19 protein-coding genes are annotated in these 23,284 nt (G+C 62.6%); 5 read left to right on the top strand and 14 right to left on the bottom strand.

The window, feature by feature from the left end; genetic code table 11:
* Positions 1–5 precede the first annotated feature (5 nt).
* The 3 genes from QYH43_RS06290 to QYH43_RS06280 form a co-directional block, all read right to left on the bottom strand.
* Positions 6–1,028: a ferredoxin--NADP reductase gene (locus tag QYH43_RS06290; RefSeq protein ID WP_095059600.1), complete on the bottom strand. Its 1,023-nt coding sequence runs from the start codon at positions 1,026–1,028 to the stop codon at positions 6–8.
* A 79-nt stretch (positions 1,029–1,107) separates the two neighbouring features.
* On the bottom strand, positions 1,108–2,295 hold the full coding sequence (locus QYH43_RS06285) for an acyl-CoA dehydrogenase family protein (RefSeq protein WP_301156659.1): 1,188 nt from the start codon (positions 2,293–2,295) through the stop codon (positions 1,108–1,110).
* 88 nt (positions 2,296–2,383) lie between these two features.
* Positions 2,384–2,890, bottom strand: a complete 507-nt coding sequence (locus QYH43_RS06280) for a hypothetical protein (protein WP_301156658.1) — start codon at positions 2,888–2,890, stop codon at positions 2,384–2,386.
* 73 nt (positions 2,891–2,963) lie between these two features.
* On the opposite strand from QYH43_RS06280, the gene QYH43_RS06275 reads away from it, so the two are divergent.
* The 4 genes from QYH43_RS06275 to dmpG all read left to right on the top strand — a co-directional run bounded on the left by QYH43_RS06275 (position 2,964) and on the right by dmpG (position 6,598).
* Positions 2,964–3,737: a glucose 1-dehydrogenase gene (locus QYH43_RS06275; RefSeq protein WP_095059603.1), complete on the top strand. Its 774-nt coding sequence runs from the start codon at positions 2,964–2,966 to the stop codon at positions 3,735–3,737.
* 72 nt (positions 3,738–3,809) lie between these two features.
* Complete coding sequence (locus QYH43_RS06270) at positions 3,810–4,601, top strand: fumarylacetoacetate hydrolase family protein (protein WP_301156657.1); 792 nt, start codon at positions 3,810–3,812, stop codon at positions 4,599–4,601.
* A 31-nt stretch (positions 4,602–4,632) separates the two neighbouring features.
* Entirely contained in the window at positions 4,633–5,559 is a 927-nt protein-coding gene (locus QYH43_RS06265; protein WP_053159794.1) for an acetaldehyde dehydrogenase (acetylating), read from the top strand.
* A 10-nt stretch (positions 5,560–5,569) separates the two neighbouring features.
* Positions 5,570–6,598 (top strand): 4-hydroxy-2-oxovalerate aldolase, encoded by a 1,029-nt coding sequence (gene dmpG, locus QYH43_RS06260; protein WP_095059605.1) that lies wholly within the window; start codon positions 5,570–5,572, stop codon positions 6,596–6,598.
* A gap of 124 nt (positions 6,599–6,722) precedes the next feature.
* Here the strand turns inward: dmpG and QYH43_RS06255 are convergent, their stop codons facing one another.
* The 11 genes from QYH43_RS06255 to QYH43_RS06205 form a co-directional block, all read right to left on the bottom strand.
* Positions 6,723–7,556: an SDR family NAD(P)-dependent oxidoreductase gene (locus QYH43_RS06255; RefSeq protein WP_301156656.1), complete on the bottom strand. Its 834-nt coding sequence runs from the start codon at positions 7,554–7,556 to the stop codon at positions 6,723–6,725.
* Between the two features lie 11 nt (positions 7,557–7,567).
* Positions 7,568–8,335: an SDR family oxidoreductase gene (locus tag QYH43_RS06250; RefSeq protein WP_301156655.1), complete on the bottom strand. Its 768-nt coding sequence runs from the start codon at positions 8,333–8,335 to the stop codon at positions 7,568–7,570.
* Positions 8,336–8,469: 134 nt separating this feature from the next.
* A complete protein-coding gene (locus tag QYH43_RS06245; protein ID WP_095059608.1) occupies positions 8,470–9,705 on the bottom strand; it encodes a helix-turn-helix transcriptional regulator in 1,236 nt (411 codons plus the stop codon).
* Between the two features lie 148 nt (positions 9,706–9,853).
* The gene (locus tag QYH43_RS06240; RefSeq protein ID WP_301156654.1) at positions 9,854–12,286 is read right to left on the bottom strand and encodes an MMPL family transporter; all 2,433 of its coding nucleotides are present in this window, start codon (positions 12,284–12,286) and stop codon (positions 9,854–9,856) included.
* A 14-nt stretch (positions 12,287–12,300) separates the two neighbouring features.
* Positions 12,301–13,287 (bottom strand): YCF48-related protein, encoded by a 987-nt coding sequence (locus tag QYH43_RS06235; protein WP_095152455.1) that lies wholly within the window; start codon positions 13,285–13,287, stop codon positions 12,301–12,303.
* A 345-nt stretch (positions 13,288–13,632) separates the two neighbouring features.
* The gene (locus tag QYH43_RS06230; protein WP_301156653.1) at positions 13,633–14,583 is read right to left on the bottom strand and encodes an OB-fold domain-containing protein; all 951 of its coding nucleotides are present in this window, start codon (positions 14,581–14,583) and stop codon (positions 13,633–13,635) included.
* Between the two features lie 4 nt (positions 14,584–14,587).
* Positions 14,588–15,799, bottom strand: a complete 1,212-nt coding sequence (locus QYH43_RS06225; protein WP_095059612.1) for a thiolase family protein — start codon at positions 15,797–15,799, stop codon at positions 14,588–14,590.
* Between the two features lie 94 nt (positions 15,800–15,893).
* On the bottom strand, positions 15,894–17,561 hold the full coding sequence (locus tag QYH43_RS06220; RefSeq protein WP_095059613.1) for a DUF1302 family protein: 1,668 nt from the start codon (positions 17,559–17,561) through the stop codon (positions 15,894–15,896).
* Positions 17,562–17,628: 67 nt separating this feature from the next.
* The gene (locus QYH43_RS06215; protein WP_095059614.1) at positions 17,629–18,714 is read right to left on the bottom strand and encodes an MBL fold metallo-hydrolase; all 1,086 of its coding nucleotides are present in this window, start codon (positions 18,712–18,714) and stop codon (positions 17,629–17,631) included.
* Positions 18,707–20,560 (bottom strand): long-chain-acyl-CoA synthetase, encoded by a 1,854-nt coding sequence (locus QYH43_RS06210; RefSeq protein ID WP_095059615.1) that lies wholly within the window; start codon positions 20,558–20,560, stop codon positions 18,707–18,709. The genes QYH43_RS06215 and QYH43_RS06210 overlap by 8 nt, the downstream gene beginning before the upstream one ends.
* The gene (locus QYH43_RS06205) at positions 20,557–21,642 is read right to left on the bottom strand and encodes an alkene reductase (protein WP_095059616.1); all 1,086 of its coding nucleotides are present in this window, start codon (positions 21,640–21,642) and stop codon (positions 20,557–20,559) included. The genes QYH43_RS06210 and QYH43_RS06205 overlap by 4 nt, the downstream gene beginning before the upstream one ends.
* A 255-nt stretch (positions 21,643–21,897) precedes the next feature.
* Between QYH43_RS06205 and QYH43_RS06200 the strand changes: the two genes are divergently transcribed.
* Positions 21,898–23,226 (top strand): MFS transporter, encoded by a 1,329-nt coding sequence (locus QYH43_RS06200; protein ID WP_095059617.1) that lies wholly within the window; start codon positions 21,898–21,900, stop codon positions 23,224–23,226.
* The last annotated feature ends 58 nt before the right edge of the window (positions 23,227–23,284 follow it).

The raw sequence follows: 23,284 nt of genomic DNA, 5'->3' as shown, positions 1-23,284 counted from the left end.
GCTCATTAATCGGGAAAGCGGATACGCAGTTGCGCGCTGGTGGGCACCGCCTGACAGGCGAGGATCCAGCCTTCGGCCAATTCGCCGGCATCCAGTGCATCGTTGTGCAGCAGCTCGACATCGCCACTTTCCAGGGTGCACATGCACGAGGCGCAGCCACCGACACGACAAGCGCTGGGCGGGTTTAGACCGGCTCGCTCCATGGCGGCCAGCACGGTCTCGCCGCTGTCGCAGGCCAGTTGAAACTCCTCGCCGTCCAGGCGCACTGCCAACTGCGCGGCCACCGCCGCTTCGCTGCTGCTCACCAGCGGCAGTTCGCCCTCGCCGGGCAGCGAGACGAAACGCTCGACATGCACTCGGCGATCCGGCATGCCCAGGCTTTTCAGCGCGCTGACGGCCGCGTCCATGAACGGCCCGGGTCCGCAAATGAATGCCTGGGCATCGATAAACGGCCGAGCCAGCTCGCCCAGTTGCCCGACGCTCGGGATGCCCTGCACCGAATCAAGCCAATGGACGACTTGCAGGCGTTGCGGATGAACACTGGCCAAGGCCTTGAGTTCATCTTTGAAAATCACTGATTTCTCATCGCGGTTGGCGTAGATGAGCAGGATCCGGCCCGTACCCGCGAGCAGCGCCGAACGCAGGATCGACAGCACCGGCGTCACGCCACTGCCACCGCCGAACAGCAGCAAGTCGCCGTCGAGGCTACGGGGCACAAACACCCCGGCCGGGGGCAGCACCTCCAGGGTCTGACCGGCCTGAAACTCGCCGCACAGCCAGTTCGAGGCTCGCCCCTCGTGCACACGCTTGACCGTTACCCGCAGCGGCTCATCCAGCAACGGCGTGCTGGACAATGAATAACAACGGGGTAGCCAGCCGCCCTCGAAAGGTACGCGCAAGGTCAGGAACTGGCCGGGTTGATAGCGAAAACGTTCGCCCAGATGCTCCGGCACGTCGAACACGAGGGAGCGCGCATCGGCGGTTTCCTCGATCACTCGCGCCACGCGCAGGGCCAGATAATTACTCATAGGTCAGGTACTCATGACCACCTGCCCATGCATCACGGACAGGTGTAAACCCAGGGATGTCGAAACGGGCGCTATCGCCTCAGACGTAAGGGTCCGGGTTGGGCAAGCCGAGCATCACCGCGCCGTAGCTGCGGCCGTAGGCCAAGTAGTTGTTGGCGATGTGCCCGCGCGCCTGGTGCAGGTCGCGGAACAGCCGCGCCACCGGGTTGGTGTTGTACAAGCCCGAGGCCGCCATGCTGCGCAGCAGGTCGTTGGCCCGTTCGGCGCAGATGTTGGTCACATAGGCCGACTGGTAGCGATACAACAGGCGGGTCTCGGTGTCCGGGTATTCACCGGCACGGGCCAGGCTCATCAGATGCTCGTAGTTGCGCTCCAGCACCAGGCGCAGGCTGTCGACGGTGACCATCGCTTCGGCAATCGCGGTTTGCGCCACCGGATCTTCCGCTGTGCGAGCGCCATGCTTGCCGATGTGTTTGGCGGCGTTGTCGCGGAACTCGTTGATCGCACCCTGCAGGGCGCCGATAGCCGAGGTCGAGACGGCGCGGGAGAACACCTGGGCGAAGGGAATTGCATAGATCGGGTTGGTATTGACCAGCCGCCCGGGCGTTGCTTCGAGGTTCCAGTTATTGGTGCGCTGCACGCGATGGGCCGGGACGAAAACATCCTCGACCACGATGTCATGGCTACCGGTGCCGCGCAGACCCATCACGTCCCAGTTGCGTTCGATTTGATAGTCACTGCGCGGCAGCAGGAAGGTGCCGTGCTCAGCGGCCAGTTCGCCATCGGGTGGCAGGATGCCGCCCAGGAACACCCATTGGCAGTGCTCGCTGCCGCTGGAGAAACCCCAGCGTCCGCTGATGCGGTAACCGCCTTCGACCACCGTGACCCTGGCCGCCGGCATGTAAGTCGAGCAGATCAGCGCGTCATGGTCTTCAGCCCAGACTTCGCGCTGCGTTTCGATTGGGTAACGCGCCAGTTGCCAAGGGTGAACCCCCATCACGCCGTAGATCCAGGCCGTGGACATGCAACCCTCGGCGAGGATGGTCTGGATTTCGAAGAAGGTTCGCGGGTCCACTTCGTAGCCACCGAACGCCCGAGGCTGCAAGGCCCGCAGCAAGCCGGCGGACTGCAACTCGACGACGCTCTCCACGGGCACCTTCAAGTCCTTGTCGGCCTGCGCCGTGCGTGCCTTGAGTGCGGGCACCAGGCGCCGTGCACGTTCCAGCAGATCACGTTCGTCCTGGGTCTTTTCACGCATGCTGTGCATCACTCAATTCTCCCGATCTCACTGCGCCATTGCGCCAGTTGGGATGGATCATCGGATTGAGTGAACAATCATTCATCGTCAAAGCGGACTAGGGGGGATGGGTCTCCCAGGATTCGCACTGTCCTGCAGGAGCCGGCTTGCTGGCGAAGGCGCCCTCAAACATTGCGCCATTCTCGCGCCCCCCTTCGCTGGCAAGCCAGCTCCTACGAAGAGCGCCGAATTCCGTGACCGCACGATGTCCTGTAGGAGCCGGCTTGCCGGCGAAGGCGTCGTCAAACATCGCGTCAATCTCGCGGCCCCCTTCGCTGGCAAGCCAGCTCCTACGAAGAGCGCGGAATTCCGTGACCGCACGATTTCCTGTAGGAGCCGGCTTGCCGGCGAAGGCGTCGTCAAACATCGCGTCAATCTCGCGGACCCCTTCGCTAGCAAGCCAGCTCCTACGAAGAGCGCGGAATTCCGTGACCGCACGATTTCCTGTAGGAGCCGGCTTGCCGGCGAAGGCGTCGTCACACATCGCGTCAATCTCGAGGGCCCCTTCGTTGGCAAGCCGGTGCACCTCATCGCAGCTCCCTGTGTGCGCTGTTTGATAGTCCATTGAGACGATGCTGGCGCCAACCGTTGCGGCGATATTCAATCCATAAACAATCGACCCCACGGAGCAAGGGCTCATGAGTATTTTGCAACGTTTCCACATGCACGGCAGCGTCGCCATCGTCACCGGCAGCGGCCGGGGTATTGGTCGGGCGATTGCCCTGGCGTATGCCGAAGCCGGCGCCGATGTGGTGTGCTCGGCGCGTTCGATGGACGAGGTAGAAGCCGTGGCCGAAGAGGTTCGTGGCCTGGGCCGACGCGCCCTGGCCATCGCCTGTGACGTCAACGATGCCGGGCAACGCCAGGCACTGGTGCGTCAAAGCGTTGAGCAAATGGGTCGGATCACTCATCTGGTGAACAACGTCGGCGGTGGCGGTCCCAACGATCCGCTGACGATGACGCCCGAGCAATTCACCGAAACGCTGACCTTCAACGTCGCCACCAGTTACGCCTTCTGCCAATTGTGCGTACCGCTGATGCGCGAGGCCGGTGGCGGCAACATCATCAACATCAGCTCGGTGGCGGCACGCTATGCCCAGCGCCATTTCAGCGCCTACGGCACGGCCAAGGCCGCCCTCAGCCATCTGACCCGCCTGCTGGCCCAGGACTTCGCGCCGCAGATCCGGGTCAACGCCGTGGCACCCGGCCCGACATTGACCGAAGCGCTGAACGGTGTGATGCCCGCTGCCATGCGCGAAGCCATGGAAGCCAACACGCCACTCAAGTGCCTGGGCACCCCTGAAGACATCGCCGCCGCCGCGCTGTACCTCGCCAGCCCCGCTTCGGCCTGGGTGACCGGCAAGATCATCGATGTCGATGGCGGCGCCGAGACGTCCGTCTGGCCCGGCTGACCGACTCCTTTGGATCCGCCCCCGAACACGTTGGGGCGGGCCTTTTTTCTTCCCCCATCTGGAGCCCTCGTCATGGACGCCCATTTGATCAACACCCTCGGTGACGAGCTGTTCAACGCCTTGCGCGGCCGCCAGACGCTGGCGCCCCTGACCCGGCGTTATCCGCAGATCACCCTGGAGCAGGCCTATCAGATTTCCCTGCGCTTCCTGCAACGCCGCGAAGCGCTCGGCGAGCACGTGGTTGGCAAGAAAATCGGCGTGACCAGTCGCGCCGTGCAGGAAATGCTTGATGTCCACCAACCGGACTTTGGCTTCCTCACCAACGCCATGCAGGTCGAGGATGGCAGCGATGTCAGCCTGGCCCGTTACAACCTGATCCAGCCACGGGCCGAAGGCGAAATCGCCTTTATCCTCGGTGAAGACTTGCAAGGCCCAGGCATCAGTGCCGAAGACGTATTGGCCGCCAGTCAATGGGTCGTGCCGTGCTTCGAAATCGTCGATTCGCGGATCGACGACTGGCAGATCCGCATCCAGGACACCGTGGCCGACAACGCCTCCTGTGGGGTCTTCGCCCTAGGCAGCCAGCGCATCGACCCGCGCTCGCTGGACCTGGCTGCGGTGGAGATGAAAATGCTCAAAAACGGTCAGCCGGCAGGCTCGGGCCTGGGCTCGGCAGTGCAAGGCCATCCCTGTGCGGCAGTGGCCTGGCTGGCCAACACCCTGGGTGAATTGGGTATCCCGTTCCGCCGTGGCGAAATCATTCTTTCCGGTGCCCTGGCGCCACTGGTGCCAGTGGTCGCCGGTGACCGAATCAGCCTGTCCATGAGCGGGCTGGGCGAAACCAGCCTGCGCTTTGTCCCGTGAATTGCCCTTCCCTCTTGAGGAGCCAGAAACCATGAGTAAAAAGATCAAATGCGCGCTGATCGGGCCGGGCAACATCGGCACCGATCTGCTGTACAAGCTGATGCGCAGCGAGGTGCTGGAGCCGGTATGGATGGTCGGCATCGACGCCACCTCCGAGGGCCTGTCGCGGGCTCGCGAGCTGGGCCTCAAGACCACCGCCGATGGTGTTGACGGCTTGCTGCCGCATGTCCTCGAAGACCAGATCCAGATTGCCTTCGACGCCACCTCGGCCTACGTGCACGCGCAGAATTCGCAAAAGCTCAATGCCCTGGGCGTATTGATGATCGACCTGACCCCAGCAGCGATCGGCCCGTATTGTGTACCGCCGGTGAACCTCAAGGCGCAACTGGGCCTGGGGGTGATGAACGTCAACATGGTCACCTGTGGCGGCCAGGCCACCATTCCGCTGGTGGCGGCGGTGTCCAGCGTGCAGCCGGTGGAATACGCCGAAATCATCGCCACCGCCGCGTCCAAATCGGTCGGCCCCGGCACCCGGAAAAACATCGACGAGTTCACCCGCACCACGTCCAGTGCAGTGGAAAAGGTCGGCGGTGCCAAGAAAGGCAAGGCAATCATCATCATCAACCCGGCCGAGCCGCCGCTGATCATGCGCGACACCGTGCATTGCCTGACCGCCAGCGAACCCGACCAGCCGGCGATCACCGCGGCCATCGAGGCGATGATCAAGCAAGTGCAGCGCTACGTGCCCGGCTACAAGCTGGTCAATGGCCCGGTGTTCGACGGCAATCGGGTGTCGATCTTTATGGAAGTCGAAGGCCTGGGCGACTACTTGCCCAAGTACGCCGGCAACCTCGACATCATGACCGCCGCCGCGGCGCGCACCGCCGAGATGTTCGCCGAGGAAATCCTCAAGGGCGAACTTGTGCTCAAAGCCACCGCCCAACCCGCCCACGCATAAGGAGCCGACCATGGATCTTCGCGGCAAAAGCATCACCGTTCACGACATGTGCCTACGCGATGGCATGCACCCCAAGCGTCATCAGATCAGCCTGCAACAGATGAAAGACATCGCCTGCGGCCTCGATGCGGCGGGCGTGCCGCTGATCGAAGTCACCCACGGCGACGGCCTGGGCGGCAGCTCCGTGAACTATGGCTTTCCGGCCCACACCGATGAGGAGTATCTGTCGGCGGTGATCCCGCTGATGAAAAAGGCCAAGGTTTCGGCCTTGCTGCTGCCGGGAATCGGCACCGTCGATCACCTGAAAATGGCCCATGAACTGGGGGTCAACACCATTCGCGTCGCCACCCATTGCACCGAGGCCGATGTCAGCGAACAGCACATTTCCCACGCCCGCGGCCTGGGCATGGACACTGTCGGGTTCCTGATGATGGCCCACATGAACAGCCCCGAAGGCCTGGTCAAGCAAGGCTTGCTGATGGAAAGCTACGGCGCCAACTGCATCTACCTGACTGACTCGGCGGGCTACCTGTTGCCCCATGACGTCAGCGCCCGTGTGGCAGCAATGCGCGCAGCCCTCAAGCCGGAAACCGAGATCGGTTTTCATGGCCACCACAACCTGTCGATGGGCGTGTCCAACTCCATCGCCGCGATTGCCGCCGGGGCCAACCGGATCGACGCCGCGTGCGCAGGCCTCGGTGCCGGTGCCGGCAACACGCCGATGGAAGTGTTGGTGGCGGTGTGTGACCGCATGGGTATCGACACTGGCGTCAGCGTGTTTGGTATCCAGGACGTCGCCGAAGATCTGGTGGTGCCGATCATGGACTTCCCGATCCGCAGCGACCGCGACGCCCTGACCATGGGCTACGCCGGGGTCTATGGCTCGTTCCTGTTGTTCGCCAAACGTGCCGAGAAGAAATACGGCGTATCCGCGCGGGAGATCCTCGTTGAAATGGGCCGTCGCGGCATGGTCGGAGGCCAGGAAGACATGATCGAAGACACCGCCATGACCCTGGCCCGCCAGCGGCGGCAGGCGTAAAGAACCCTGTAGGAGCCGGCTTGCTGGCGATGGCGTTCGTCCGGTCGACGAATGGGTTGTCTGACCTGACGCAATCGCCAGCAAGCCGGCGCCTACATCTATGGCGACCGACCCACCGTTTTCGTCAACGCCAGTCGGCGACTATCCCGTGCTCCAGCGCAAACGGCTGCGCCGCGATGGTCCGGCGTTGAAAGCCCGGTGCCTGTTCGGCCGTAGCCAGCCACAGCATCACCGCCGCCGGAACATGCGGTGGAGCACTGCCGGCGCGCAGGGCGATCAGGCCTTTGTCGCCGATGGTGGCCTTGAGCGCTTCGGTGGTGACTACGCCTGGATTTAGCGTGTAAGCACGCACGCCGGCCTCGCCCAGTTCCGTGCTCAGCACCCCGGACAGTCGCGACACCGCCGCCTTGCCCGCGCCATAGGCATAACCCCAACCGCCCTTGCCCGCCGCCACTGGTGGGTCGCTTTCGCCAGCGCCGGAGGTGACGTTGATCACCACCCCGCCGCCGCGCGTCACCATGTGTTCGGCCACCGCACGGGTCAACAGGAACGGGGTGAGGATGTAGCCCTGGAACATCCGCTCCAGGGTCTGCGCTTGCAGGTCCATGAACCCGGCGTTGAGGTCGCTTCCTTGGTAGATCGCGTTGTTGATCAGCACGTCAATGCGCCCGTACTCGGCCAGCACCGCCTCGCAGGCGTTCAGGGCCGAGGCGCTGTCGAGCAGGTCCATCGGCACAACGAGCACCCGGCAACCGAGTTCTCGTAATGCCTGCGCTGTGCTGTTAAGGCTGCCGGCCAACGGCGCCCCGTCGGCATTGCGCAGCGCATGTTCATGTTGTTCGCCCTCGTTGAGGGTGCGCGCGCTGATCGCCACGTCGAAACCGGCGCGGGCGAATGCCAGCGCCGCCTCGCGGCCGATACCTCGGCTGGCGCCGGTAATGAATGCCACCTTGTTCATACAGATTCCTTTTAGAAACGCGAGGCGCGGACCATGGCGTCCATACCGCCATCAACGAACACCACGGTGCCATGGACAAATGACGCTTGTGGCGATTGCAAGAAAGCTACCATTGCGGCGATCTCATCAGGGCGCCCGGAGCGGCCCAGGGGTGCGACGAAATCACGGGTTGCCTGGCCAAAACGCGCATCGTCCAGCGAAGCCTGGTGCAGCGGGGTTTCTACCGCGCCCGGCGCCACCACGTTCAAGCGCATGCCCTGTTTGCCCCAGCTCACCGCCAGGCTGCGGACATGTTGGCTGATGGCGAGTTTGGAGGCGGCATAGGCGACGTGAGGCTGGCCGAGGCTGTTGGCCAATTCCAGCGCCCGGGCTTCATCGCCGGCGATCATCGCTTCGATCATTGGCTGGCCCTCAGGTCCCGAATGAGTCGCTGCCACCGAGCCGATCACCAGCGCCGCCGGTTGTTGTCCCTTGGCCAATGCGCCCTGCAGGCCATCGAGCAACTGACTGACGCCAAAGTAGTTGACCGCCAGGACCAAGCCGCAGTTTGGCGCGGTCACACCGACCCCGGCGCAGCAGATCAGCCCGTCGAGGACCCCGCCGCTGAGTTCAAGCACCTGCCCGATGGCGGCGTCACGCCCCTGAGGGGTAGACAGGTCGGCGATCACTTCGGCGTTGCTGCGATCGATACCGATAACCCGGTGCCCGGCGGCACGCATGGCGGCGGATACGGCGGCCCCGATTCCCGAGGCACTGCCGGTGATGGCTGTAATTGGCATGGTGGTTCTCCGTGATTGGTCCGCCCAGTATCGACAGGGCGATCACGGGACGGCATCGTCCGTGCGGACTAAAAAATGCGCGGGTCAACGACTGCGACGCCGGGCGCGAATGGCCCGGCGGTGGGTCTGCAGGATCAGGCCTGACGGTAGATCGGCACGGCCAGTTGCAGTGGCGGCACCTTGATTTTCTCGGACATTTTCAACGCCAGTTGCGGCTTGCCCAGGGCCACCACGCTGTTGAGCATGATGCGCACCAGTTCAGTCTGGCGCCGCACGCCGGTCTTGGAGAAGATCGAGCGCAAGTGTGCCCGCGCGGTGTTACGCCGGATATTCAGCACCTCGGCCGCTTCTTCCAGGGACAAGCCGTTGGCCAGTTCCATGGCCAGGGCGGTTTCGGCCTTGGTCAGGTTGAACAGCTGCTTGGTCACCACTTCGCTGGCCAGGGACTTGCTCGACGCATCGCGGATATACACCAGCGCCGCCGGCTGGCCCTTCTCCTCGGCCCAGTCCAGGGACGGAATCGATTCGACCACCACCCCCAGGTTGACCAGCCCCGAGGGACGCGTCACTGACATGGCCTCGGCGCTTTTTGGCGCATCCGGACAGAACGCACCGCGAATCAGGCGTTGCAGCTCCCGGTTGTCGCTGGGATACGTCGCCTCCAGGCGCCCGCCCACCAGTTTCAGGCCATCGGAACGAGCGAGGATTTCCTGGGCTACCGGATTGATCTGCAACACGCTGCCGCTTTCGTCGAGCACCAGGGTCGCCACCGATAACCGGCTGATGGCCTGGGAGTACAACTCGCTCAACGATTCACTGCGGTCCACCATGTTATGCAACTGCGAGGCACGCCGCAGGTGTGGCAGGAAACTGGCGCACACCGCCCGGTCGTTGGCAGAGAAGTTGGGTGCCCGTTTTGGGCGGGTCATGCGAAAACGTAGTTTGCCGCCGTCCGGAGTGGAAATGTCGGCGCACATCAGGTGATACACGTCATGGGGCTCGCAGAACATCTTGTAGTAACCGTTCTGCTCCCATTGCGAGTTGCTCATGAGGTCATCGACGGTGAACACACTGTCCAGCGGCTGGTTGGAGAAAGGCGAATTGGTCTGCGGGTAAGTCATGTAGCAAACATCACCGGCACCTTCGATGTCGCCGACGATGATCATCACGCCCGTATCGGGTTGATCCGGCACCCGCAGGATCAGGGTGACGAAGTTGGCATCGTAGAGCTTGAGAAAACTCCTGAGGGCGTGGGCCATCAGTTTCGGATCGAGGGCGCCTTCATAGATTTCGCCCACCAGCTGGTTGTAGCGCGTGAGGTCGAGGCCAAGACTGGCCAGGGCTTCATGGGTCAAGACACCATTTTGCATAGTCTTATCTCGCTCGGGTAAGAGCCTGGCCCTTCCCTTGTTATTTTTATAATTTCGGCGGGGGGAACCCAGGGCTCCCCCCCTTTTCGACTCTACTTGCCTGCCAGTTTCCCTAGCACCTGCGGACTCCACAAGAGGTCCGGCAGGTTTATTTTTCGCCTGCGGTATCACGCGCCGCCAGGCTGTTTTTCAGGTGGAACTGCCCTTGGGCCGGTGCAGGCGTACGTACCCGACAGGCAACCAACGGTCGACCTCGATTGAACCAGGCCGCCAATGCCGGCAGGAGGAAAATCGCCCCCAGCACGTTGACCAGGAACATGAACGACAGCAGCACTCCCATGTCAGCCTGGAACTTCAGCGGTGCGAACGCCCAGGTGCAGACGCCAATGGCCATGGTCACAGCCGTGAATACCGCAGCGGTGCCGCGTTGGCACATGGCCTGATAGAACGCCTCGCGCAGGTTGGCGCCACGCAGCATTTCGTGCTGGATACGTTCGTACAGGTAAATGCCATAGTCGACGCCCACGCCCACGCCCAACGCCATCACCGGCAAAGTCGCAACCTTCAGTCCGATCCCGAGCAGGGTCATCAGTGCGTTACAGAGGATCGCGACAATCGCCAGCGGCACCAGAATGCACAGCACTGCGCGGATCGACAAGAAGGTCAGCCAGCAAAACAATGCCACCGATCCGAATAGTGCCCCGAGCATGATCACTTCGGCGCGTTTGACCGCCTCGTTGGACGCTGCCATCACCCCGACGTTGCCGCCAGCCAGAAGGAATTCGACTTGCGGTGTACTGACTTCAGCAATGATCCGCTTGGCTTCCGCGATCGCATGGCTGACCGTGCTGCCTTCGTGGTTGGCGAGGAACACCAGGATCTGCATCTGCTGGCAGCCGTCGGTGACCAGTCCGTCATCCGGCATATAGGCCCGAGCGCCCTGGCTCAAGCCACGGGGCGAGCCTGGAATCGCTGCCCAGCGTGGATTGCCTTCGTTGTTGCCGGCGATCACCCGCTTGCCCATGTCCGCCACACTCTGGATCGACTGCACGCTCGAGACCGTGCGCATGCGGAAATCAAAGGCTTCCACCGCACGCATCACCGCAGGCGACAGGCAACCTTCCTCAACACCCTTGACCTGAACAAACACCGACATCACATCGAGGCCGATAGAGTAGCTGTTGATGATCTTTTCGTTGTCCTGGTTGTAGCGGGAATCGGCCCGCAGCTCCGGCGCACCCGCGCCGATGTCGCCCACCGCCAGGTCGCGAGCCTTGTAGGCCCCGGCTGCCAGCAGCAACAGACTGACAACGAACACGCCCAGAGCCGGCCCCGGCTCGGCCAGCGCCGACAGACGCCACCACAAGCGGTGCTTGCCCGTCGGTCGTGATTGCGCACGACGCAATAGCGCGGGTTCCAGGCGCAGGTAGGAAATGATGATCGGCAGCATCAGTTTGTTGGTGATGATCATCAGCATGACGCCGATGCAGGCCGTCACCCCCAGTTCGTGAACGATCGGAATGTCGATCATCATGATCACCGCGAAGCCCAGGGCATTCATCAGCAAGGCCAGGGAACCGGGGATGAAGATCTTGCAGAACGCCGAGTGCGCCGCTTCTTTGGAACTACTGCCGGCCAACACGTCCTGCTTCCAGGCGTTGGTCATCTGCACCGCATGGGACACGCCGATGGAGAAGATCAGGAACGGCACCAGGATCGACATCGGATCGATGCCCAGGCCCAGCAGCGGCAACAGGCCCAGCAACCAGACCACCGGCAGTAACGCGACCACCAGAGCCACGACTGTCAGGCGCAGGGAGCGGGAATACAGCCACAGCAGCAACCCGGTGATGACGAAGGCCACCACAAAGAAACCGATCACCGTGTTCAACCCTTCAACCACATCGCCCACCAGTTTGGCGAAACCGACAATGTTGATTTCGATATCGGGGCTGTTGTACTTGCCGCGGATCTCTTCCAGACGCTTGGCGATCTGGACATAGGACACCGGCTGACCGGTCTTGGGGTCGGTGTCCTGTAGGTCCGCGCGGACCATGGCCGACTTCAGGTCGTTGGCCACCAGACGACCGACCTGCCCGGAGGCCGCCGTGTTGCTGCGCACCTGCGCCAGGTCCTCGGCGGTGCCGCTGAAGCGCGGCGGCACGACCACGTCGCCAAAGAAACCTTCCTCGGTGATTTCGATGTAGCGCACGTTCGCGGTAAACAGCGACGTCACGCTAGGTCGGCTGACCCCGGAGATGAAGAACACGTCGTCGGTGACTTTACGCAAGGTCTCGAGGTACTCAGCGTTGTAAATGTCACCCTCGCCCTTCCAGCGCACGCTGACCAGGAAGCGGTTGGCGCCGGTGAAGTAGCGGCTGAACTTGAGAAAATTGATCATGTACTCATGACGCACCGGGATCTGTTTGTTAAACCCCGGATCCAGTTGCGTGTGGGTGGCGCTGTAGCCCAGGCCCAGCGTCACCAGAACAAACAGGAGCAGCAGCCCCTTGCGCCAGGCCATCAGGTGGTCTGCGCACGTATCGACGCAACGCGTCACCCAGTGTTTACCTTGATTCATTTCCCGCCTCTCTTTCACTGGGTGGCCTCAGTGGCCATTAGGGCAGCGACGCTGCCACCTGATCCCTGTAATACCCCGCGTTCGCCACCCACCAACAGGCGAGAGCCAACGACGGTCGCCGAGGTCAACGTGCCAAGGCCGGCCAGACGCCCGACACCGACCAGCTCACCTTTCACATTCAGGCGTACCACCGAGCTGCCCGCACCGACGATCACCAGGCCCGAGTGATCGGGCAGCACCACATGGCCATACAGCGGCAGTTGGTTTCCGACTTTGATCTGGGTCCAGCTGTCACCGAAGTCGTGACTGACAAAAACGTGCCCGCGCATGCCGTAAGTCACCCAGTTATCTGCACTCAGGCGCACGATGCCGAACAGTGAACCGCTGTAGAACGCCGGCAATGTCTGCCAGTGCTGGCCACTGTCGGTAGTACGCAACACCAGACCCTGCTCGCCCACCAACATGCGCCGACCATCGTTGCCTCCGGCCATGCTGTTCAGGTGCGCGCTGTCGATGTCCAGCGGCTGCGGTGTCCAGGTTTGCCCACCATCCGGCGATTGATAGAACTTGCCGAAGCTGCCGAACGCCATGACGCTGTCGCCACCGCCCGTCCAGATGCCCAGCAGCGGTTCACCCAGATCGCTGTCGTGGCGAATTTCCTGCCAGCTGCTGCCCGAGTCCACAGAACGCAGGATCCAGCCGTCATGCCCGACAGCAAGCAAGCGTTTGTCGTCCAGCGCCACAACGGCCGTCAGGGTGGCATTGCGTTGGGTGGCGACACTGGCTGGCTGCCAGCTGACGCCCTGATCATCACTGAGCAAGATGCTGCCACGCTCGCCCACGGCGACCACCCGCGCGCCAAGATTGAGCAGACCATTGATCTGCACTCGGTCCGGGCGCGTGGCCAACAGTTCGGCCTGCGGTGGGGATTTGGGGGAAAAGGTGTAGCCAATGGTCAAGGCAACCACCAGGCAAACCACGTAGCCGATCACCGAGCGCATGAGCAACGCTCCTGTTCGGGAAAGATATGGATAGGGCAAGTCATAGGGCCGATCCTCTTGTTTTTGTCACGCACCAGGGCATGCGAGGCAATCGAGATGGGCGTTGCCTCTGAGGGAATAGTCGGCGCAAGGGAGGGGTGACACATCGTCCAAATGGCTTATGCATTGGCGGGAATGGCGTGGGGAGAATGGCGGGTATTTATGTGCAAACCGAACTGATTGGCATCGCCCCCCCCTGTAGGAGCCGGCTTGCCGGCGATAGCGTCAGTTCAGACAACCCATTCGTCGACCTGACGGACGCCATCGCCGGCAAGCCGGCTCCTACGGGGGGATCTTCGGCGGGGATCAGGCCATGTACAGGATCACCAGATCGTTGATCACCGAAGGCCGGTCCTGGCCGACCACATGGGTGTTGAGCTCCAGAGTCATCTGGGTGCCACGGGCCAGGACTTCGACTTTTTTCACCCTGGCCCGCGCATGGATACGCGAACCGGCCGGTACCGGAGCCGGGAAGCGCAGGCGATCGGAGCCGTAGTTGATCTGAGTCGTGAAGCCGCTGATTTCGAAGCCCAGCGCCAATTTCATCCGCGACTGCAACACCTGCACCAGTGCGCCATGGGCAATAGTGCCGCCGAACGGACTTTGCAGGCGTGCCCGCTCCGGATCGGTATGGATCCAGTAATCGTCGCCCGACAACCGGGCAAAGTCGTCGATCAGTGCCTGCTCGACCACCACCACGTTGCTCCAGTCGCTGAACTGCTCGCTGACCAGCGCCTGCAAAGCCGGACCGTCATTGAGGTCGATCTGCCGCGCGGGCGTTTGCTCCGATGCCGCAGGCGCCGGTTCGTTGTCCTGCGCCAGCAACGGTTCAAGGCTGGCCGCGTCTTTGTCCACCCCGGTGAAGCGCAGCAGACGAGTGCCCTTGGCATCGACCTCGGCGAACACTGGCTGCAACGGCATGCCAATCTTGATTTCGCCTTCGTCCAGGCCCACCAGGTTGGTGTTGATGCGCACCCCTTCGGCCAACTCGACCACCGCCAGTTTCTGCGGCATCTCATCAATGAAGTCGGGCAAGGTCACAATGCGCGTTACGGTGTAGCTGTAGAGCGTCGCGGCGCCGTTGACTTCGCGCCAGGCCAGGTCATGTTCAAGGCATACCGGGCAATGCCGGCGCGGGTAGAAGTTCCAGTGTGCACAGGCGTTGCATTGCTGGATCAACAGACGGCGAGCCTTCAGGCCCTCCCAGAATGGCGCGGAGATCTGCGTCGCGACCGGCATCGGTTTGTTGTTGGACATGTGCTTATGCTCCCTGAAGTATCAATGCGCCCTGCTCGCTCATCACGCCGCCGGTACCGGAGACGTAGACGCTGTCGCAGCGGCCCAGTTGGCGTTCGCCTGCATTGCCGGCAATCTGGGTCACCGCCTCGATCACCTGGCTCATGCCACCGGCCGAGGCCGACTGGCCGAAACTCAGTTGCCCGCCATGGGTGTTCATCGGGAAGTCGCCACGCCAGGTCAGGTCGTGTTCGCGCACGAACGACATGCCCTCGCCCTTGGCGCAGAAACCGGCATCTTCAAGGGTCAGCAAGGTGGTGATGGTGTAGCAGTCGTAGATCTGCGCAGCATCGACGTCCTTGGGCTTGAGCCCGGCCATGGCAAAGGCACGCTGGGACGCTGGACCGATCGGCGTGTGCAGCATGTCCTCGGCATAGGACGGCGACTTGAAGGCCAGGTGCTCGCCAAAGCCTGTAATGAACGCTGGCCGTTTGCGCGCCCGCGCCGCCACTTCCTTGTTGGTGATGATCAGCGCGGCGCCACCGGCCACCGGCATGACGATTTCCAGGACGTGCAAGGGGTCGGCGACCATTTTGCTCGCCAGCACCTGTTCGATGGTCAATGGCTGGCCGTAGAACATCGCTTGCGGGTTGGCCAGGGCGTTGGTGCGCTGATCGACGGCGATCTTGGCCATCGCACGCTGGTCATAGTCGTACTGTGCGGCATAACGCTGGGCAATCATCGCGTAGCCGGTGTTCTGGCCCATGTGTCCGTAAGGCAGGTCGAACTCGGCTTCAGGCGCGCCGAATGCCGTGCTGTGTCCACCGAAACGCATGGAGCGGGCCATCCAGCCAGGGTCCTCGTCGGGCCCCAACGGCGCCATGCGTGCGGGGATGACGCACAGCACTGCCTGGCACAGCCCCAGCTCGATGGCGGCGGCAGCGCGCCAGACCATGCCCACCGACGTACAGCCACCCAAGTCCACCACTTCGGCGAAGTTCAGCCGCAGGCCCAGATATTCGGCCGCCATCGCCGGTACGAACACCGAGGCTTCATGAAAATGCGGGCCGTTGATCACCAGCCCGTCGAGATCCGAGGCCTTGAGCCCGGCATCGCGCAGGGCCTGGGCCGCCAGGTCGGCGACTTGCTCAAGATGGAACATCTTGGGCGCAGTCGAGTACTTCTCCGGTTTGTATTGTGCGGTGCCAACAATGGCCGCGTGCCCTTTGAGCCCCATAGTGCCTCCATGCCGAAGCGTTACGCTGCGGCGTTTTTCCAGGTTGTGTTGACGGTCCGGGCGCAGCAGGGCGACCCGGACCTCGAGTCGTCAATCAGAAGGTGTATTTCATCGAAAACGTGGCGTAGTCGCGGTCAGCGAACGGACGATCGATCGCGTCGGCTTCCCCCAGGTAGGCGATGTATCTCAAACCGAGTTCCAGGTTGCCCAGGTACTTGAAGGTCGTGCCCGCACTCAGGCGTCGGTCACCGGCAACGCCGGAAATGCTTCCGGACATGGGCGTGGAGCCGCTGAAGACGTTGGAGAAGCTGAGGGGGACATCCAGATCCCAGCCTTGGAAAACTCCCGGATAACTGAACGATGCGCCCACGGTGTAGGCGCTGGAGTACTTGGTGCGGTAACCCGCGGCTGTGCTGTAGGTATAGTCATCGGAAGAGGCCACTAGAGGTGCCAGGGAGGGCAATAGGTTCACGCCTTGCAGGTTGGGCGCCGCCGAAGTGGATTCGACGCTGTCGACCTGCACGCGGATGATTTCGGCTGTCAGACTGGTCTGGCTGGCCCAGGGACGGTCGCCGAGGATCCGGATCGCCGACAACTGCATTTGCTGGCCCTTGCCCTTGGCCGGTACTGCGCCAAGGCCGGTATTGACCATCACTGGCGCACCATCGCGGTACGACCATTCGGCGCCGACCTGGGTGTCGCCGATCTTGGTCGAGGCGCTGATGCCGGTCAGCTTGATGTCTTCGAAGTACTTGATCTCGTAGCCATTGCTGACGAAAGCGTTGCGGCCACCGCCAATCGGCAAAGCGTTGTAGCCGACCAGTGCGGTGGCCGGGTTCTTGTCGTGGTAGTTGACATGAAACAGCGACAGCTCGATTGCTGGCACCGGGCGGTAGCGCATCTGCACGCCCCACTGGCCACCATCACTCGGCTCGTCGGTGCCGCGGTAAGGGATCTTCTGGCCATTGGCGTAGATAAACTCGCGCCCTGGCCCGACTACGTCGCTGCCCGACAGATAGCTGCCCACCGGCGGCAGTTCGGTACCCTTCCATTCGTATTGCACGTATGCACCGAAGGTCAGTTGGGGGTTCAGTCGGAACGAGCCGGAGAACTGGCCCACCGGCAACAGTACTTCCTTGACTTCAACACCCGGTTGCGAGGCTTTTACCGCATCGGACGGGTTTTGTACGCCGTTCACACCCGGGTAGAACAGACTCTCGCCCCAGGACTCGATGTGCCGCCCGGCCTTGACGTCCAGCATGGTGTCGTTGTCAAAGCGCCAGCCGCTGAATACATAGACATCCAACATTTTGCTGCGACCGCCGCTGTAGTAGCGGGTATCACTGGTGAACTCGTCGTTGCTGCCGTTTTTGTTCACGGTGGCCGGCGAGTCGTTATCGTTCTTGCGGTGGTAGATGTCGTCGTAAAAGGTACTGCCGCGCACCACGGCGCCGTAGTTGTCCTTGCGCAAGATCATTTCTGCCAGGGCGCCCACGCGGTTGGTGGTCAGACTGCCGCTGTCGAAGTTGCGGTTGGCATCGTCGGCGTTGACCGTCAGCAAGCGATCGCTTTGACTGCCCGTGCGCACACCGATGCCGTAGCTGGTGGTCACCGACCAGTCGATGGTTGCGCCGTTGTCGAACTCGATCGTGTCACCGGCCCATACGGGCGTGGACAACAGCGCAATGGCCGCCGCGAGACTGCTGATCTGAAATGCGCTCGAACCGCTGACCGTGAAGTTATTGTTGTTCTTGTTGATCACACTGACTCTCCTCAATGACAACCGGCTGGCTGCCTGGAATGTTCAACACTGCTGCCGTGCCGTCCGCTCAAAACACCTTGAGCGGAGTAACAGCGCACGCTCCCCTTACAGCACGCCGGTAGCGATATCGCCCCCGGTCCTCTTCCCGCTCCAGCGACCCTTCGGCCACCAGGTAGTTGGCATGGGCCAACGTTTCGCCAAGTGCCATCAGTTCGTCGAAACGACCCGATAGCTTGGGAAACAACAGGGCCATCAGTTCGAGCACGGTGCGCGGCTCGTCACAGTTGGCCAGCATCAGCGCCAGGTGCCCTTTGTGATGGGCTTCCAGTTGATCCAGGCGCTCATGCAAATTAAAAAACGGCCGTTCGTGCGCCGGCAGCACCAGCACGCTGTCGGGCAAGCTGCGCAAATGCTCGATGGAATCGAGCCAGTCGCGCAGCGGGTCGGCCAACGGTTCAGTGGCATGCACACCGACGGTGGAGGTGATGCGCGGCAAGACCTGGTCGCCGGAGATCAGCAAGCCGTCATCCGCGGCGTACAGGCAGGCATGCTCCGGCGAGTGCCCGCGACCGATGACCACTTGCCAGGTACGGCCGCCGATATGCAGTTCACTGCCTTCGTGCAAACGGTGGAAATGGTTCAGCGGCACTGGCAGGAAATGGGCGTTGCTCATCACCGTGAACATCTCGGTGCTTTGTTCGTCACTGACGCCGGCCTTGCGGTAAAAATCGAGAAAATCCCAGCCCGGTTTTTGATCGGCGGGGAACCTGACGTGCAGCGACTGGAACTCACTGGCGGTCATGTACACAGGGCAATGAAAACGCGCCGAAAGCCACGCGGCGACCCCGGCATGATCAGAGTGAAAATGGGTACAGACCACCGCCAGCAACGGCAACCCGCCACACACTTCATTCAGCACCCGGTCCCAGACCTCTCGGGTCTGATCGGTGTTCATGCCGGTGTCCACCGCCACCCAGCCGTCGGTGTGGCGCAGCAGATAAAGGTTGATGTGGTCCAGGCGAAACGGCAGCGGCATGCGCAACCACCACACGCCTGGCGCCACTTCGCGCACCTGTCCGGAGTCGGGCGCTTGCGGCCAGGGATACCGCAGGCCGCCGCGCAGTTCATGACCGTTGACGTCGAGATCAGCCATGGTCGGCCACCGCGAAGGGTGTCAGGCCGGCCCGCGTCAAAGCCTCTGTCGAATAAGGCACATAGGTGCGCGCCTGTTCGTCGCGAATGAACAGAGGATCGCTGCAACGGGTCGGGCAGTAACCCTGGCGCTGCAGATCCACTTTGCGCAGTTTGAAGCTGGCCGTCAGATCCGCCGACTGGGTGACCCGCACGAAAACCGGTGCCGCATAACGCGGCAGGCGCGCTTCAGCCAGGGCGTACAGCGCGACAGGATCAAACGTCTGGGCCGCCTGCATCAGCACGGCGGCCATGCCGGCGCGACCTTCATTGCCCGGCACCTGGACGCCATAGATATTGATCAGCTCCAGCCCCGGCAGATCACCCAACGCATCCGCGACTTCCTGAGTCGATACGTTCTCGCTCTTCCAGCGATAGGTATCGCCGATACGGTCGACGAAGTAGCAGTAACCGTCGGCGTCTTCGCGCAGCAAGTCGCCGGAACTCCAATAAGCATCGCCCTCGCGCAACACATTGCGGCGAATCTTGCTCTCGGTGGCCTCGGTCGAGGTGTAGCCCTCGAAACGCCCGCCACCTATCTCAGGGTGATCGACGATAAAGCCCATGGCCTCGCCGACCTCGCCCACTTTGCAGACTTGATAGAAACCGTTTTCGTCCCGCGGATGGCAGTCGTTTTCGATGTCGTAACGCACCAGCCGCAGGTTGGTCTTGTTCCAGTCCGGCACGCGTCCGCAGGAACCGAAATAGTTGTCGACGTTGATCACTGCAGCATTGGCTTCAGTGGCGCCCCAGCCCTCGAACACCTGGATCGGGCCGAAGCGCTCCAGCCAGCGTTGCCAGGAATCCGGCGACAGCCCGGCACCAAGCATGCAGCGCAGGGTGTGCTCGCGCTCGTTCGCTTGCACCGGTTGATTGAGCAGGTAGCGGCAGATCTCACCGATGTACTGGAAGATGCTGATCTGATGACGAGACACGTCCTTCCAGAACTCACGCACGCTGAACTTGCGGCGGACCACAATGGCGGCACCGGCGCGCAGCGCGGTCGACGTCACGGACGTGGCCGCTGCGCCGTGGTACAGCGGCAGACAGCAATAGAACACATCCCTGGAGGTGGCCTGCAGGGTCGTTTCCATCACATCGCCCGACGACATCCAGCGCATGTGGCTGTAACGCGCCGCCTTGGGCAAGCCTGTGGTGCCCGAGGTAAAGATCAGCAGGGTCGGCGTCTGCGCGTCGATGTGCGCGCGGATATCCCGGGGGAACGGCGTGCGCGGGGCTTTCTCCAGGCGCGCATCGAAATGCCCGTCGACTCCCTTGGGCAGCGCTGCGGTCCAGGGATTTTCCGCGTCTCGCAGCAGCCAGCACGGCAGGTCTGGAAAACCTTCGGTGGCCTGCACATTGGCCAGGCACTCTTCACCGATCACCAACGCCTTGGCCTCGGTCGTCTGCAACGCATGCAGCAGGGGTCGACCACTGACCTGAGTGTTGATGAAGGCCACCACCACACCGAGCTTGACCAGACCGAACCATGTGCAGAAAAACGCCGGACGATTTTCCATGGCCAGGGCGCAGACATCACCGGCGCGCAGGCCATTGGCATAAAAGGTGTGGGCCATCTGGTTGGCTCGCGCATCGACCTCGAAGTAGCTCAGGGTCTGCTCGCCATAGATCAGGAACGCTTGCTCTCCTTGCTTGCTTGCCTGTTGTTCCAGACGATCGGCCAGGGTGTAAAGGTCGCCCGGTTTGATCTGCCCGGCGGCCGCCGAGCGTTGGTCGAGCAGCGCTTGGGTCTGCTCCCGTGGCACTGGACGTGTTGGCAAGACGCGGCTCAAGTCATTGAGGTTCATTGCGCCACCTCCTGGGCAATCGCTTGGTAGGCGCAGTAGTCGGAGTAGCCCGCCGAGCCCGGTGTATAGAGCGTTTTACGATCGAAGCGGCTCAGCGGCAGGCCACGCTTCAAGCGGTCCACCAGATCGGGATTGGCGATAAAGTGACGGCCGAACGACACAGCAACCCCCTCGCCCGACGCGAGCGCGGCGCTGGCCGAAAGGCCGTCGAAACCATCGTTGAGAATCAACGCATGCGGACTGTGCCGACGCGCCAGGGCGAAGGCATCGAGCTCTGCCAGTGGCGAGCGCATGATGTGCAGGTAGGCCAGGTTTAGCGACGCCACGGCTTCGCACAAGGCAGCCGCCGTGGCCGCCGGATCGCTGTCGTCGATGTCGTTGTAGGGGTTGCCGGGGCACAGGCGAAAACCGACGCGTCCGGCGCCAATCGCACCGGCCATGACCTCGATCACTTCCTTGGCAAAACGCACCCGTCCGGTCACATCGCCGCCGTAGGCGTCGCTGCGCTGATTGCTGCCGGAGGCCATGAACTGCATCGGCAGATAGCCGCTGGTGCAATGCAGTTCGACACCGTCGAAACCCGCCAGACGCGCATTCAATGCGGCCTGGCGATAGTCTTCGATCACGTCGTCGATGCCTTGCAAAGTCAGTGCGTGGGGCTCGTCTGTGTCCACCAGTCCGGCAGCGTCGCTGAACACCTGCGTGCGTGCGCGCAATGCCGAAGGTGCGACCGTGGCCGCACCCGCCGGCTTATTGTGCCGGCTGGCGGCGCGACCAACGTGCATCAGCTGCAGGACGATGCGCCCGCCCTCGGCATGCACCGCCTCGGTGACCCGCTGCCAGCCGACGATCTGCTCGTCGCTGTAGATGGCCGGGGTGCGACAATAGCCCAGGCCACTGGCCGAGGGCGCGGTGCCCTCAGCGACAATCAACCCGGCACTGGCACGCTGGCGGTAGTATTCGACCATGTCGCCACCAGGGACCGCATCGGCAAGGGCACGGCTGCGAGTCATGGGTGCCATGACGATGCGGTTGGCCAGTTGCAGTTCGCCCAGGGCGACCGGTTCGAACAAGACGCTCATTTCAATTCCTCAGCTTCTTATTGTTTTCAGGCTGTCGCCATGCTCGCCACAACGTGGGCAAGCGCTGACATGCCAGCGGATACGGGCTGAATGATTGACGTTGAGCACAAGCGAAACATCGTCCGACAAGACTAGGTTCGCCATTGGGTAAGGCGGCTTGCCTGGGTACGACAAAGATGGTCTGAACGGACGATGAAATAAAAACCGGGCACGTAGAGCATCGCGCCAACTAGAACAAAACCGGGAGCACCCGCAGTGAACCAATCCACCCCCGTGACATGGCGAACGCACTACGCGTTGTTCGTGCTCGCCAGCATCTATGTGTTCAACTACATCGACCGCCAGTTGATGGCGATCCTGATCGAACCGGTGAAGCTCGAATTCGGTATATCCGATACCGGCATCGGCCTGCTTTCGGGGGTGACCTTCGCGGTGTTCTACACCGTGTTCGGCTTCCCGATGGGGCGTCTGTCGGACCGCATCGGACGCAAGCCGGTGATCGCCTTCAGCTGCATCGCCTGGAGCCTGATGACCATGCTTTGCGGGATGGCCGGCAACTTCCTGACCCTGGTGCTGGCACGGGTTGGCGTGGCGGTTGGCGAGGCTGGCGGTACGGCGCCGTCGGTGGCCATGGTCTCGGATCTGTACCCGGCGAACCGCCGATCCACGGCCCTGTCGGTGCTGATGCTCGGTTCCAGCCTAGGGGCGATCGTCGGCCTGGGCCTGGGTGGCTGGATTGCCCAGCACCACGGTTGGCGCTACGCCTTCTTGCTGATCGGCGCACCCGGGATCTTCCTTGGCCTGCTTCTGCTGCTGACTGTGCGGGCACCCCAGCGCGCAGTGCCGCTGGGCCACCTCGCGACGCAACAGGATGGCTGGCTCAAGACCCTGGTCGAACTGTTTCGCATGCCCTCGTTCCTGTGCCTGGTGCTCACCGGCGGCGCGGCGGCGATTGCCGGCTACGCCATCGGCACCTGGAGCCCGAGTTTCCTGATCCGTTCCCACGGCCTCAACCTGCAAGAGGCCGGATTTTTGGTGGGCGTGGTGGGCGGTGGCGGCGCGACCGTCGGCACCCTGTTGTGTGGCATGCTCACCGACCGCATGGCGCGGCGCGATGTCGGCTGGCAAATCGGCGTGCCGTTGCTGGGTACGCTGATCAGCATCCCCTTCGCCCTGGCGTACTTCCTCTGGCCCCAAGGCACGGCGTTCCATATCGGCAGCATCGCCGTGCCCCAGGCGTTCCTGTTCTACAGCGCCTTCGCCTTCTTCGGCGTGTGGTGGGCAACACCGTGCCTGAGTGCCATTACCCACCTGTTCCCGGCCACACGCCTGGCCCAGGCCACGGCGATTTTCGTCATGTCCATGACCCTGCTGGGCGTTGGTATCGGACCGCTGTTCGTCGGCATGCTCAGCGATTTCTTCGTGCCGACCCTGGGCAGTGAATCGCTGCGCTATGCCCTGGCTTCGTCGGTGTCGATGCTGTTGCTGGCCAGCGTGTTCCTGGCCCTGGCACTGCCGCGTTATCGCCAACAGATGAAGCACCCGGCTGCACCCCTTGCACCGGTCCGGGCCGTGACGGCCTGACTCCTTTCCTGCACCACCGCGCCGCTGCAACCTTGCCAGGTTGCAGCGGCTTTTTTTC

It is taken from the genome of Pseudomonas sp. C32 (genome assembly GCF_030417915.1).
In the GTDB taxonomy this organism is placed as follows: domain Bacteria; phylum Pseudomonadota; class Gammaproteobacteria; order Pseudomonadales; family Pseudomonadaceae; genus Aquipseudomonas.
Note: the sequence above shows the minus strand (reverse complement) of the source record. Positions and strands in the feature narration are given on the sequence as shown.